Annotated in this window: 15 protein-coding genes; 12 read left to right on the top strand and 3 right to left on the bottom strand. The window is 64.5% G+C overall.

Going from position 1 to position 12,175, the window contains the following annotated elements:
• Positions 1 to 111 precede the first annotated feature (111 nt).
• The 8 genes from glyA to EJ072_RS32700 all read left to right on the top strand — a co-directional run bounded on the left by glyA (position 112) and on the right by EJ072_RS32700 (position 6,977).
• On the top strand, positions 112 to 1,425 hold the full coding sequence (glyA, locus tag EJ072_RS32740; RefSeq protein ID WP_126082942.1) for a serine hydroxymethyltransferase: 1,314 nt from the start codon (positions 112 to 114) through the stop codon (positions 1,423 to 1,425).
• 107 nt (positions 1,426 to 1,532) lie between these two features.
• Positions 1,533 to 2,126: a hypothetical protein gene (locus EJ072_RS32735; RefSeq protein WP_245463292.1), complete on the top strand. Its 594-nt coding sequence runs from the start codon at positions 1,533 to 1,535 to the stop codon at positions 2,124 to 2,126.
• A gap of 112 nt (positions 2,127 to 2,238) precedes the next feature.
• Complete coding sequence (gene nrdR / locus EJ072_RS32730; protein ID WP_126082941.1) at positions 2,239 to 2,718, top strand: transcriptional regulator NrdR; 480 nt, start codon at positions 2,239 to 2,241, stop codon at positions 2,716 to 2,718.
• Positions 2,719 to 2,720: 2 nt separating this feature from the next.
• Positions 2,721 to 3,848, top strand: a complete 1,128-nt coding sequence (gene ribD, locus EJ072_RS32725) for a bifunctional diaminohydroxyphosphoribosylaminopyrimidine deaminase/5-amino-6-(5-phosphoribosylamino)uracil reductase RibD (RefSeq protein WP_189343147.1) — start codon at positions 2,721 to 2,723, stop codon at positions 3,846 to 3,848.
• 60 nt (positions 3,849 to 3,908) lie between these two features.
• On the top strand, positions 3,909 to 4,526 hold the full coding sequence (locus EJ072_RS32720; RefSeq protein ID WP_126082940.1) for a riboflavin synthase: 618 nt from the start codon (positions 3,909 to 3,911) through the stop codon (positions 4,524 to 4,526).
• A gap of 248 nt (positions 4,527 to 4,774) precedes the next feature.
• Positions 4,775 to 5,269, top strand: coding sequence for a 6,7-dimethyl-8-ribityllumazine synthase (gene ribH / locus EJ072_RS32710; protein WP_126082938.1), 495 nt, complete (start codon positions 4,775 to 4,777; stop codon positions 5,267 to 5,269).
• Positions 5,266 to 5,760, top strand: a complete 495-nt coding sequence (nusB, locus tag EJ072_RS32705; protein WP_040999924.1) for a transcription antitermination factor NusB — start codon at positions 5,266 to 5,268, stop codon at positions 5,758 to 5,760. Before ribH ends, nusB begins: the two co-directional genes overlap by 4 nt.
• Positions 5,757 to 6,977, top strand: a complete 1,221-nt coding sequence (locus EJ072_RS32700) for an MFS transporter (RefSeq protein ID WP_126082937.1) — start codon at positions 5,757 to 5,759, stop codon at positions 6,975 to 6,977. The genes nusB and EJ072_RS32700 overlap by 4 nt, the downstream gene beginning before the upstream one ends.
• 46 nt (positions 6,978 to 7,023) lie before the next feature.
• Here the strand turns inward: EJ072_RS32700 and EJ072_RS32695 are convergent, their stop codons facing one another.
• Positions 7,024 to 7,596, bottom strand: a complete 573-nt coding sequence (locus tag EJ072_RS32695; protein WP_126082936.1) for an NADPH-dependent FMN reductase — start codon at positions 7,594 to 7,596, stop codon at positions 7,024 to 7,026.
• Positions 7,597 to 7,868: 272 nt separating this feature from the next.
• On the opposite strand from EJ072_RS32695, the gene EJ072_RS32690 reads away from it, so the two are divergent.
• Genes EJ072_RS32690 through EJ072_RS32675 form a run of 4 tightly spaced genes read left to right on the top strand, consistent with a single transcriptional unit; the run spans position 7,869 to position 11,645 of the window.
• Complete coding sequence (locus tag EJ072_RS32690; RefSeq protein ID WP_348526378.1) at positions 7,869 to 8,747, top strand: ABC transporter substrate-binding protein; 879 nt, start codon at positions 7,869 to 7,871, stop codon at positions 8,745 to 8,747.
• Positions 8,748 to 8,797: 50 nt separating this feature from the next.
• A complete protein-coding gene (locus EJ072_RS32685; RefSeq protein ID WP_126082934.1) occupies positions 8,798 to 9,964 on the top strand; it encodes an ABC transporter permease in 1,167 nt (388 codons plus the stop codon).
• The gene (locus tag EJ072_RS32680) at positions 9,961 to 10,899 is read left to right on the top strand and encodes an ABC transporter ATP-binding protein (protein ID WP_126082933.1); all 939 of its coding nucleotides are present in this window, start codon (positions 9,961 to 9,963) and stop codon (positions 10,897 to 10,899) included. Before EJ072_RS32685 ends, EJ072_RS32680 begins: the two co-directional genes overlap by 4 nt.
• The gene (locus tag EJ072_RS32675) at positions 10,896 to 11,645 is read left to right on the top strand and encodes an ABC transporter permease (protein WP_126082932.1); all 750 of its coding nucleotides are present in this window, start codon (positions 10,896 to 10,898) and stop codon (positions 11,643 to 11,645) included. Before EJ072_RS32680 ends, EJ072_RS32675 begins: the two co-directional genes overlap by 4 nt.
• A gap of 6 nt (positions 11,646 to 11,651) precedes the next feature.
• On the opposite strand, the gene EJ072_RS32670 is transcribed toward EJ072_RS32675, so the two are convergent.
• Both EJ072_RS32670 and EJ072_RS32665 read right to left on the bottom strand, forming a co-directional pair.
• The gene (locus EJ072_RS32670) at positions 11,652 to 11,858 is read right to left on the bottom strand and encodes a type II toxin-antitoxin system HicA family toxin (RefSeq protein ID WP_126082931.1); all 207 of its coding nucleotides are present in this window, start codon (positions 11,856 to 11,858) and stop codon (positions 11,652 to 11,654) included.
• The gene (locus EJ072_RS32665) at positions 11,855 to 12,058 is read right to left on the bottom strand and encodes a type II toxin-antitoxin system HicB family antitoxin (protein ID WP_095818392.1); all 204 of its coding nucleotides are present in this window, start codon (positions 12,056 to 12,058) and stop codon (positions 11,855 to 11,857) included. The genes EJ072_RS32670 and EJ072_RS32665 overlap by 4 nt, the downstream gene beginning before the upstream one ends.
• Positions 12,059 to 12,175 lie beyond the last annotated feature (117 nt).

Raw genomic sequence — 12,175 nt, 5'->3', positions numbered from 1 at the left:
TCTTGGCGCAAACCGGCTAGCAAATTTCGCGCCGCAAACGTGGCGGCCCGAAAACAACTGTGTTAATGCGCGGCGACCTCGCAGACCTCCGGCCCCAAGGGAAAGCAAGCCATGTCAAATGCAGCGGCAGCCTCCAGCAAATTCGAATCCTTCTTCGAGACCACGCTTGCCGACGCCGATCCGGAAATCTTCGGCGCCATCCGCAACGAGCTCGGTCGCCAGCGCCATGAGATCGAGCTGATCGCGTCGGAAAACATCGTGTCGCGCGCCGTGCTCGAAGCGCAGGGCTCGATCATGACCAACAAATATGCCGAGGGCTATCCGGGCAAGCGCTACTATGGCGGCTGCCAGTTTGTCGACGTGGCCGAGGAACTGGCCATCGAGCGCGCGAAAAAGCTGTTCGGCTGCAACTTCGCCAATGTCCAGCCGAATTCGGGCAGCCAGATGAACCAGGCGGTGTTCCTGGCGCTGCTCCAGCCCGGCGACACCTTCATGGGGCTCGACCTGAATTCGGGCGGCCATCTCACCCACGGCTCGCCGGTCAACATGAGCGGCAAGTGGTTCAAGGTCGTCTCCTACGGCGTGCGCAAGGATGATCACCTCCTAGACATGGACGCGATCGAGAGGGCCGCGCATGAGACCAAGCCGAAGCTGATCCTGGCCGGCGGCACCGCCTATTCGCGCATCTGGGACTGGAAGCGTTTCCGCGAGATCGCCGATTCGATCGGCGCTTATCTCATGGTCGACATGGCGCATATCGCCGGGCTCGTCGCCGGCGGCGTGCACCCGTCGCCGCTGCCTTATGCCCATGTCGTGACCACGACGACCCACAAATCCCTGCGCGGCCCGCGCGGCGGCATGATCCTGTGCAACGACGAGGAAATCGCCAAGAAGATGAACTCGGCGGTGTTCCCGGGCTTGCAGGGCGGTCCGCTGATGCATGTCATCGCCGCCAAGGCGGTGGCGCTCGGCGAAGCGCTGAAGCCGAGCTTCAAGGCTTATGCGGAGAGCGTCGTCGCCAACGCCAAGGCGCTTGCGTCCAGCCTACAGGAGACCGGCCTCGACATCGTATCGGGCGGTACCGACAACCATTTGATGCTGGTCGATCTTCGTCCGAAGAACGCCACCGGCAAGCGCGCGGAGGCGGCCCTCGGCCGCGCCAACATCACCTGCAACAAGAACGGGATCCCGTTCGATCCGGAAAAGCCGTTCGTCACCTCGGGCGTGCGCCTCGGCACGCCGGCCGGCACAACGCGCGGCTTCGGCCAGGCCGAATTCCGCGAGATCGGCAAGCTGATCGCCGAGGTGCTGGACGGGCTGAAGGTGGCGAATTCCGACGAAGGCAATGCAGCGGTCGAGGCCGCGGTGAAGGCCAAGGTCACGGCGCTGACCGACCGCTTCCCGCTCTACCCCTACCTCGGTTGATCCTTCCGCCGGCTGTTAGCCCTCGGTTGACCGGGCGCCGCGCGTCATCTTTTATCCTCGCGCTTCGCGCCGCTCCCTGATCGGGCGGCGCGCTTACCGGAGACTTGATGATGCGCACTTTCCACCTTGTCGCCTTGGCCTTGTCAGGCTCGCTGACCGCCTTCGCCCTGACCGGCGCAATTGCTCAGGAGCAGACGCAGTCCGCCTCCGACATGCCGGCCACCAAAACCTTCGGCAGGTGGACCACCATCATCGATACGCTCGATACCGGACAGGACGCACACAAAACCTGCGCCGCCTCGACGGCTTTCGTCGATGGCGACGGCAACGCCGGCTCCCTGACCCTGTCGATCTCGACCGGCGACGCGCTGCCGCCGGATGCCTATCCGGCCATCATGTTCATCATCGACAACAAGACCCTGCCGACGGGCGACAAGATCGCCGCGACTTTCGGCGACCCCGGCGTGAAGGTCGCCGCGACCGTAAGCTCCAACGCGGCCGCGGGCGGCCGTCCGAGCTGGATGGTCGACAACCAGGCCAAGACCAGCCTTGCTTTGCTGCGCGCCATGCGCAAGGTGACGTCGCTCGACGTGACCTTCGGCAAGCAGCAGGTCACCAGCATCCCGATGGACGGCTTCACCAAGGCCTATCGCAATCTCGGCACCTCCTGCGGGTTTTCGACCAAGGATGTCGCGCCCTGACACTGTCGGCCGGCGGGGTAAGCCGCTGGCAATCTTGCTTATGCATCGCTATCTCTGAGGCATAAAAGGCTCTAAGCCTGTCGCCCACAGAATCGCGAACCCAAGGCTCTCCATGCGCTGCCCCTATTGCCAGTCCGAAGATACGCAGGTGAAGGATTCGCGTCCCGCCGAGGATGGCGCGGCGATCCGCAGGCGGCGGGTGTGCCCGGATTGCGGCGGCCGCTTCACCACCTTCGAGCGCGTCCAGCTGCGCGACCTCGTCGTCGTCAAGAAGTCCGGCCGCAAGGTGCCTTTCGACCGCGACAAGCTGCTGCGCTCCGTCGAGATCGCCGTGCGCAAGCGCAATGTCGACCCCGAGCGCATCGACCGCGCGGTCACCGGCATCGTGCGCCAGCTCGAAAGCTCGGGCGAGACCGAGATCGCTTCAGGCGAGGTCGGCCGCCTGGTCATGGAGGCGCTGAAGTCGCTGGATGACGTCGCCTATGTGCGCTTCGCCTCGGTCTATCGCAATTTCCGCGAGGCCAGGGATTTTCACGAGCTGCTGGGCGAGTTGAAGGGCGACGAGGAAAAGACCGAAGAGGACGCCGGCTGATCATGGCAGGACCGCGACTGGACGAGGCCGCGCAGGCGGCCCTTGATCGCCGTTTCATGGCCGCGGCCATCAGGCTGTCGCGCCGCAATGCCGGCCGCACCTCGACCAATCCTTCCGTCGGCACCATCATCGTGCGCGACGACGGCGCCGGTCCGATGATCGTCGGCACCGGCGTGACCGCCGTGGGCGGCCGCCCGCATGCCGAGACAGAAGCGCTCGCCGAGGCCGGTGAACTGGCCCGAGGCGCCACCGCTTATGTGACATTGGAGCCTTGCGCCCATCACGGCCGCACGCCGCCTTGCGCCAACGCGCTGGTCAATGCCGGCATCGCGCGTGTCGTTGGCGCTGCCAGCGATCCCGATCCGCGCGTCTCCGGCAAAGGCTACGCCATCCTGCGCGCCGCCGGTGTCGAGGTGGTGGAGAAGGTGCTGGCAGCCGAGGCCGCCGAGCAGATGGCCGGCTATCTCACTCGTTCTCTCAAGAAGCGTCCGGAAGTAACTCTGAAGCTTGCGCTTTCGAGCGACGGCAAGATCGGCCGCAAGGGCGCCGGCCAGGTCGCCATCACCGGCGAGATCGCGCGGCGCGATGTCTATCTGATGCGCGCGGAGTCCGACGCCATCCTGGTCGGCATCGGCACCGCGCTCGAGGACGACCCGGCGCTGACCGTGCGCCTGCCGGGGCTGGAGAACCGCTCGCCGGCGCGCATCATCCTCGATCGGCAGATCCGGTTGCCGGAGACATCCAAGCTGGTGTCCGGCGTCGACCGCGTTCCGCTCTATGTCGCCTCGTGCCTCGAAGCCGACCCGCACCGGCGGGCCGCGCTCGAACGCGCCGGCGTGCGCTTCATCGGCACCGAAACCCATGAGGGCGTCGTCGCCCTGCCGGAATTGCTGGAAGACCTTGCCGCGCTCGGCATGGCAAGCGTTTTGGTCGAAGGCGGCGCCAAGGTGGCCAAGGCCTTCCTCGAGGAAGACCTTGTCGACCGTATCGTGCTGTTCCAGGGGCCGGACGCCATTGGCGAAGACGGTATTGCATCGCCGATCGACGCCGACCATATCCCGGCCGGATTTCGCAAACTGCGCGACATGCGCTTCGGCGAGGACAGCTACGCCGAGTGGGTAAGACCATGATCCCAAAAAGTGGAAACCGGTTTTTGGATCAGATCAGGTCAAAACGAAAGAAGCTCTCTGATGTTTACGGGAATTGTGACCGACGTTGGCACGGTAGCCGCTGTGAAGCCGCTCGCCGAAGGCGTCGGGCTGCGCATCGACACGGCCTACGATCCGGAGACCATCGCCATCGGCGCATCGATCTCCTGCGGCGGCGTCTGCCTCACCGTCACGGCGCTCCCCGAACATGGCTCGAACGCGCGCTGGTTCGAGGTCGAGGCTTGGGAGGAAGCGTTGAGGCTGACCACCGCGTCGAGCTGGAAATCCGGCACCCGGATCAATCTCGAACGGGCGCTGAAGGTCGGCGACGAGCTCGGCGGCCACATCGTCTCCGGCCATGTCGACGGCACCGCCGAGATCGTCGAGCGCAAGGAGGAGGGCGACGCCGTGCGCTTCACGCTGGAGGCGCCGCGCCATCTGGCGAAGTTCATCGCGCCGAAGGGTTCGGTCGCACTCGACGGCACATCGCTCACCGTCAACAAGGTCCAGGGCACCCGCTTCGATGTTCTTCTCATCCATCACTCGCTGAGCGTCACCACTTGGGGCGAGCGCCAGGCCGGCGACCGCGTCAACATCGAGATCGACACCATGGCCCGCTACGCCGCGCGCTTGGCGGAGGCGGGGAAGGAAGGGCTGTGATGACCAAAGACGAGATTGGCTCCGCTTGGCGGGAAAAGCTCCACGTCGAGGACGCGACGGCCTCAATCTGCCGGTCAACGATCGCAAGGTATTCATTGAAGCGCTGACCAATCCGCGGCCGGCGAACGATCGTCTGAGGGATACGGTGCGTCGCTATCGCCAGGCTACTGGCGTCTGACTGCAACAATCTTCCGCTTGCGATCAACCCCGCTTCGGCATAAGTCACCGGCAACCCCCCGGAGACTTTTATGGCAGGCACATCCCAACACGGCAAAGCGTTCATTCGCCCGAAGGCGAAGGCGCATCTGCTCATTGTCGAAGCGCGTTTTCACGACGATCTGGCCGACGCGCTTCTGGAAGGCGCGACAGCCGCGCTCGATGATGCCGGCGCCACCTATGACGTCGTGACCGTTCCCGGTTCGCTGGAGATACCGGCCGTCATCACCTTCGCGCTCGATGGCGCCGCCGAAGGCGGCACGCATTATGACGGCTTTGTCGCGCTCGGCACCATCATCCGCGGCGACACCTATCATTTCGACATCGTCGCCAATGAATCGAGCCGCGCGCTGATGGACCTTGCGGTGCAGGAAGCGATCGCGATAGGCAACGGTATCCTGACCACCGAGAACGACGCGCAGGCATGGACGCGCGCGAAGAAGACCGAGGGCGACAAGGGTGGCTTCGCCGCGCGCGCGGCGCTGACCATGATCGCGTTCAAAGAGAAATTCGGAGCCCAATCGTGACCGAGCCTGCCTCGACCGGAGCGGTACGTCACGCCAACAAGCGCGGCGCCGCCCGCCTTGCTGCCGTTCAGGCGCTTTATCAGATGGATGTGGCCGGCAGCGGCGTCTTCGAGATCACGGCCGAATATGAGGCCTTCCGCCTCGGCAAGGAAGTCGATGGCGCGCTCTACCGCGAGGCGGACGCGCAATGGTTCCGCGCCATCCTGACCGGCGTCGTCGAGAACCAGAAGACCATTGACCCGGTCATCCGCCAGGCGCTGACCGAGGATTGGCCGCTGTCGCGGCTGGATTCGACGCTGCGCGCTATCCTGCGCGCCGGCGTCTACGAATTGATGAAGCGCGAAGACGTGCCGGTGGCCGTGATCGTGTCCGAATATGTCGACATCGCAAAAGCTTTTTACGAGGAAGACGAACCCAAGCTGGTGAATGCCGTTCTCGATCGCGTCTCGCGCCGGGTTCGCGGTGAGGGGCGCGGCAAGGACGCTTCGTGACGACCGCAACGGCCGCGGTCGCCGCGACCGGCAGGGAAGGGCGCCGCACAGCCGTCCTGCTTGCCGCCGCGCAGGCGATCGTCGGTTCGGCCGCTCCGATCGCCATATCGCTCGGCGCGCTGGCCGGGCAATACCTGCTCGGTCCCGACAAGTCTCTCGCGACGGCGCCGATCACCGGCTTCAATCTCGGCGTGGCGCTCGGAGCCTTGCCGGCCGCCGCCATCATCCGCAGCCTCGGCTATCGCGGCGGCTTCATGACCGGCACCGTGGTCACCGCGCTCGGCGCCCTGATCGCGACCCTCGCGCTCTTCCAGGCGAGCTTTTGGCTGTTTGCCTTCGGCCTTTGCGTGATCGGCGTCGGCGGCGCCTTCGTGCAGCAGTTTCGCTTCGCGGCCGCCGACAACGCGCCGCCGCAATTCAAGGCGCGCGCCATCTCCTTTGTGCTAGCGGGCGGCATCGTCACCGCCATCCTTGGACCGCAGATCGTCATTTACACCCGCGAACTGCTGGCCCCAGTTATGTTCGCGGGATCCTTCGCTTCGATCCTGCCGCTTGCGGCGGTTGGCGCGCTTATCCTGTCGTTCCTGCGTGTGTCTTCAACGACCAACACCGTCACCGAAACCGCTGCAAGCGATGGCCGGCCGCTGGCTGAAATCGTCACCCAGCCGCGTTTCGTCGCAGCACTTTTCTGCACCGTCGGCAGCTACGCGCTGATGAGCTTCGTCATGACCGGCGCGCCGCTCGCCATGGTCGGCTGCGGCCTGTCGGAAGACGATGCGACGCTGGGCATTTCCTGGCACGTCATGGCCATGTTCGGGCCGAGCTTCTTCACCGGCTCGCTGATCCATCGCTTCGGCGCCGAACGCATCCTGGCCACTGGCCTCGTGCTCCTGATCGGCTGCGCCACGGTGGCGCTTTCCGGACTGCATCTGTGGCAATTCTGGACCGCGCTGATCCTGCTCGGGCTTGGCTGGAACTTCGGCTTCATCGGCGCAACGGCCATGGTCGCGGCCAGCTACCGCCCCTCCGAGAAAAGCAAGGTGCAGGGTTTCCACGACTTCGTCCTGTTCGGCTCCGTCGCCTTCTCCTCGCTCATGTCAGGCGCGATCTACAACGCATGGGGCTGGACGATGCTCAACTGGGTCGTCTTCCCGGTCGTCGCGCTTTGCTTTGTCGCGCTCGGCACGTTGAGGATGGTAGGCTCCCGCGAACGCTGAGGAAGGTGCCGAGGCCGTTCCGGCGACAAGTCCGAAACGGCCGGCGTCATGCATCAGGCGGGAGCACCTGCAGCACCCGCGCTATGAACATGTGGAACTCGTCCATGTAATTGCGCAGGAATGTTTCGGTTGACGCCACAGTCACCTCGCCGTCGTCGGTGATCAATCCCGGGGTAAACTGGATATAGGCTTCGGGAGAGTTCATCTGGGGTGCGTTGCAGAAGCTGAGCACGCTGCGCAGGCTCTGCTGGGCGACGGCTGTCGCGATCGCGCCTGGCGAGGTTCCGATGACGGCAGTCGGTTTGCGGGCGAAAGAGTTCTTGCCGTAGGGCCTGCTCGCCCAGTCGATTGCGTTCTTCAGGCCGCCGGGGATCGAGCGGTTGTATTCCGGCGTGACGAAAAGCACTGCCTGGACGGACGCGATGGCCTTCTTGAACTCCAGGGCGACCGGCGGAAAGTCGGCATCATAGTCGTAGCTGTAGAGCGGCAGGTCCTTGAAGGGGATTTCCGTCATCTCAAGTTCGGGCGGCGCCAGTTTCACGAGGGCCTTCGCAAGCTTGCGGTTGATGGAGCCCTTGGCAAGGCTGCCGATGAGGTAGCCGACTTTATGCTTGGCCATGACCCACTCCCTGTTTTGGCCGCCGACCCGCCTTTCCCTAATATCCCCCAGAACAGGGCAGGCCGCCAGCCGACCTTAGGTCGGCATAGCCATGGCGGGGTGCGGCCGTGCCTTCGTCTGGCCGAACAAAATTATTGCGTGTATTCCCCTAGTTATGAAACCGTATGCCCCGACCGGCCGTTGAAGCTGTGCTCATATGCGACCACCGACTGAACGGCTTATAGCAAGGGATTTTCACAATGTTTTCAGCTAGAAAGCTCGCTTTCGCGGCGATGGCGCTTGGTATTGCGACGGCATCGGCGAATGCCCAGGTGGTGGTGTCTTCCAAGATCGACACCGAAGGCGGCGTGCTGAGCAACATCATCCAGCTCGTGCTCAACGCCAACAACATCAAGACCACCGACCGCATCCAGCTCGGCGCGACGCCCGTGGTGCGTAAGGCGATCACCGCTGGCGAGATCGACATCTATCCAGAATATACGGGTAATGCCGCCTTCTTCTTCCAGAAGGCCGACGATCCGGTCTGGAAGGACGCCGCCAAGGGCTACGAGACCGCCAAGAAGCTCGACTACGATGCCAACAAGATCGTGTGGCTGTCGCCGTCGCCGGCCAACAACACCTGGGCGATCGCGCTGCGCAAGGAAGTGGCTGACGAGAACAAGCTCGCCACCTTGTCGGACTTCGGCAAGTATGTCGCCGGCGGCGGCAAGGTGGTGCTCGCGGCTTCCGCCGAGTTCGTGAATTCGGCGGCGGCGCTCCCCGCCTTCCAGACGACCTACGGGTTCATGCTGAAGCCGGACCAGTTGATCACCCTCTCCGGCGGAGACACCGCGGCAACCATCGCTGCCGCCGCCAACCAGACCAACGGCGCCAACGCCGCCATGGTCTATGGCACCGACGGCGGCATCCAGCCCTCCGGCCTCGTCGTGCTCGAGGACGACAAGGGTGTGCAGCCGGTCTACCAGCCGGCACCGATCATCCGCGAAGAGGTCCTTAAGCAGCATCCCGGAATCGAGGCGCTGCTGAAGCCGGTCTTCGCCAAGCTCGATCTCGTCACCCTGCAGGAGCTCAATGGCCGCGTCCAACTGGGTGGCGAGCCTGCCAAGGGCGTGGCGGAGGATTTTCTGAAGAAGAACGGGTTCTTGAAGTGAGGTGAGCTCGGCGCGCCGTGCTGCGGCGCGCCGCCGATTGGGGGGCGATCGTGACCATCCGCTTCGACAAGCTCGGCGTCGTCATTGCCGCGATCGTCGCCTACGCTGCGTTGGCGGCCCCCTTTGCGACGTTCCGCGCCAACCGCATTGTGCCAGGCCAGGCGCGTTCGATCCTCGAAGCGCTGCCGCCCGCGCTTGGCATGGTGCTGCTGGCTATGGTGATCGTCGCCGCCATCGTCGCCTTGCTTAAGACGCCGCTGATCCTCAGGCTGGCGGTCAGCGTCGTCGCGCTGGTCGCGCTATCGGTCCTGATCGGCACCGCCGGCGGTTTCCTGACGCCTGCCGGAAACACCTTTGCCCGCGTCGCGCCCGCCTCCGGTTTCTGGCTGCTGATCTTTGCCTTCACCCTGCTGTTGGCCGATGTGCTGACCAGGCTGAACCTGTCGCCCTGGTCGCGCGTCGGCGTGCTCGTCCTTGCCGCGCTCGCCATTGCCGTGCTGCTCGTCTCGGGAAGCTGGGACACCCTCTCCATCCTCAAGGAATATGCCAGCCGCGCCGACAGTTTCTGGGCCGAGGCTTCCAAGCACGTTAGCCTGGCGCTTGGCTCGCTGGCTGGCGCGGTGATCGTCGGCATACCGCTCGGCATCCTTTGCCATCGCGTCGAGAAGCTGCGGGCGGGGGTGCTGAACGTGCTCAACATCATCCAGACCATTCCCTCCATAGCGCTGTTTGGCCTGCTGATCGCGCCGCTCGGCTGGGTCGCCGTCCACGTGCCGGGGGCCGCCGCGATCGGCATCAGGGGCATCGGCACCGCGCCCGCCTTTGTCGCGCTCTTCCTCTATTCGCTGTTGCCGGTGGTGGCCAACACGGTGGTCGGGCTGGCTGGTGTGCCCCGCGCGGCCAACGACGCCGCGCGCGGCATGGGCATGACCGATCGCCAGCGCCTTTTCGATGTCGAGTTCCCGCTCGCCTTTCCGGTGATCCTGACCGGCATCCGCATCGTGCTGGTGCAGAATATCGGCCTTGCCACCATTGCCGCGCTGATTGGCGGCGGCGGCTTCGGCGTGTTCGTTTTCCAGGGCGTCGGCCAGACCGCGATGGATCTGGTGCTGCTCGGCGCGCTGCCCACCGTGGCATTGGCCTTTGCGGCGGCCATCATCCTCGACGCGGTCATCGAGATGACCGCCACCAAGCGCAGGGTAGTTGAAACGGCATGATCGAGATCGAGGGCATCATCAAGCGCTATGACGAGACGACGGTGGTCGACAATGTTTCGATGGTCATTGAGCCGCGCACCATCGCCACCATTGTCGGCACGTCGGGATCCGGCAAGACGACGCTGCTCAGGATGATCAACCGGCTGGTCGAGCCGACCTCCGGCGTCATCAAGCTCGACGGCGCCGACAACCGCTCGGTGCCTGGCTATCAGCTGCGCCGCAGCATCGGCTACGCCATTCAGGGCCATGGACTGTTTCCGCATCGCACGGTGGCGCAGAACATCGCCACTGTGCCGCTGCTGCTCGGCTGGGACAGGGATCGGATCAAGGCGCGTGTCGACGAGCTGATGACGCTTTACCAGCTCGATCCACAGGCCTACGGCCCGCGTTACCCGCACGAGCTTTCCGGCGGCCAGCAGCAGCGTGTCGGCGTGGCCCGCGCTCTGGCCGCCGAGCCAAACGTGCTTTTGATGGACGAGCCCTTCGGCGCGTTGGACCCGATCATCCGCACCAAGGCGCAGGAGGATCTGCTGGCGATCCAGAAGCGTTTCGGCACCACCATCATCCTCGTCACCCACGACATGGAAGAGGCGGTGCATCTGGGCGACAAGATCGCCGTCATGGATGCCGGCAAGCTGGTGCAATATGCCAAACCGGCGGAGATTCTGGCCAGGCCGGCGAGCGGCTTCGTCGAGACATTGGTCGGCGCCAGCGAAAGGCCGTTCCGGCTGCTGTCGCTCGGGCCTGTGCGCGATGCGGTGGAGCCGGGCGGCGCGGAAGGCGAAGCGATCCCCGGTGAGGCCACGCAGCGCGACGCGCTTGCCGAGCTTCTGTGGTCGGGGCGGCCCGCGCTGCCGGTAAAAGGCGCGGACGGCAGGCTCATTGGCCGCGTCACCGTCGAGGGCCTGGTGAAACGCGCGGCGAGGCCGCAATGAAAGCCTGGCTGCCCGCGCTGCTGAGGCTGGCTGTCCTGGCGCTGCTGGTGGTCTTCATCATCAGCCCGGGCTGGTTCGAGCCGCTGTTGAAACCCCTGACCGAGAATGGCGCGCCGGCGATCTACAACCAGGGCAGCCTGCTGACGCTGACCCTGCAGCACCTGCGGACCGTCCTGGTCGCGACGGTCGCGGCAACGATTGTCGCGGTGGCTTTAGCCATCCTGGTCACCAGGCCGGCAGGCGCCGAGTTCCTGCCCTTGTCGCGCAGCCTGGTCAATATCGGCCAGACCTTTCCGCCGGTTGCCGTGCTGGCGCTTGCGGTACCGGCCGTCGGCTTCGGCGAGAAGCCGACGCTGATCGCGCTCTTCCTCTATGGGCTGCTGCCGATCTTCGAGAATGCGCTGACCGCGCTGACCACGCTGTCGGGCAATGTGATGGAAGCGGCGCGCGGGGCCGGCATGACCGGCTGGCAAAGGCTGATGAAGGTCGAGTTGCCGCTCAGCGCCCCTGTTATTCTGGGCGGCATCCGGCTGTCGGTCGTCATCAGCCTCGCCACCGCGACGATCGGCTCAACGGTTGCAGCCAAGACCCTGGGCGAGGTGATCATCGCCGGCCTGATCTCGAATAACCTTGCCTTCGTGCTGCAGGGCGGTCTCATCGTCGCCGCGCTTGCGGTGCTGATCTATGACGGTCTGTCGGCCATAGAGCGCTACGCCGCGCGGCGGATGGGGCAGGGGGCAGAGTAGAGATGTTCAGACATCTGTTTCGCTGATTTCCGCCATCTTCAGAAGATGGCGCACGAGACCCGTCTTGAGGGGCTTGTTGCCATGTATCGGGATAGAGAGACGCACAATGCTTCCCTCTTTTCCATAAATATGATGGCTGCCTGCTATTCGCAGAAGTTGCCAGCCTCGCCGCTCAATGGCCCTGGCCAGATCCTTGCCCGAAATGGATTTCAAACTGCGATTTCCACCACCTTGCCGGGAACTGAAGTGACCGAAGACGGCAGATCTACCGAAAGGCAGCCTTCAATTGCCTCACGCAGATTTGCCATGAGTTCGTCCAGGGTTTCTCCTTCGGTTGCGCATCCCGGAATGGCGGGAACCTCGGCCCAGAATCCACCTTCTTCCGCTTCGTGCACGATAGCTTTGAACTTCATTGATCAACTCCTGTCCACCCGGAAGATATGCTTGGCATTGAGCATTTGCAAAGCGCCGATCCGTCAGCCGCCAACCTCGCCACGGACCGATCCTGAGCAGCCGGACCCAACGTCATT

The sequence above is a fragment of the Mesorhizobium sp. M2A.F.Ca.ET.046.03.2.1 genome (genome assembly GCF_003952425.1).
Classification (GTDB): domain Bacteria; phylum Pseudomonadota; class Alphaproteobacteria; order Rhizobiales; family Rhizobiaceae; genus Mesorhizobium.
This window is presented reverse-complemented; position numbering and strand designations above follow the sequence as displayed.

Coding starts and splice junctions, on each gene's coding strand:
- EJ072_RS32675 (WP_126082932.1), top strand. CDS start 10,896: ATGAAAGCCTGGCTGCCCGCGCTGCTGAGGCTGGCTGTCCTGGCGCTG.
- nrdR (WP_126082941.1), top strand. CDS start 2,239: ATGCGCTGCCCCTATTGCCAGTCCGAAGATACGCAGGTGAAGGATTCG.
- ribH (WP_126082938.1), top strand. CDS start 4,775: ATGGCAGGCACATCCCAACACGGCAAAGCGTTCATTCGCCCGAAGGCG.
- EJ072_RS32735 (WP_245463292.1), top strand. CDS start 1,533: ATGATGCGCACTTTCCACCTTGTCGCCTTGGCCTTGTCAGGCTCGCTG.
- EJ072_RS32665 (WP_095818392.1), bottom strand. CDS start 12,058: ATGAAGTTCAAAGCTATCGTGCACGAAGCGGAAGAAGGTGGATTCTGG.
- EJ072_RS32720 (WP_126082940.1), top strand. CDS start 3,909: ATGTTTACGGGAATTGTGACCGACGTTGGCACGGTAGCCGCTGTGAAG.
- EJ072_RS32695 (WP_126082936.1), bottom strand. CDS start 7,596: ATGGCCAAGCATAAAGTCGGCTACCTCATCGGCAGCCTTGCCAAGGGC.
- glyA (WP_126082942.1), top strand. CDS start 112: ATGTCAAATGCAGCGGCAGCCTCCAGCAAATTCGAATCCTTCTTCGAG.
- ribD (WP_189343147.1), top strand. CDS start 2,721: ATGGCAGGACCGCGACTGGACGAGGCCGCGCAGGCGGCCCTTGATCGC.
- EJ072_RS32690 (WP_348526378.1), top strand. CDS start 7,869: ATGGCGCTTGGTATTGCGACGGCATCGGCGAATGCCCAGGTGGTGGTG.
- EJ072_RS32680 (WP_126082933.1), top strand. CDS start 9,961: ATGATCGAGATCGAGGGCATCATCAAGCGCTATGACGAGACGACGGTG.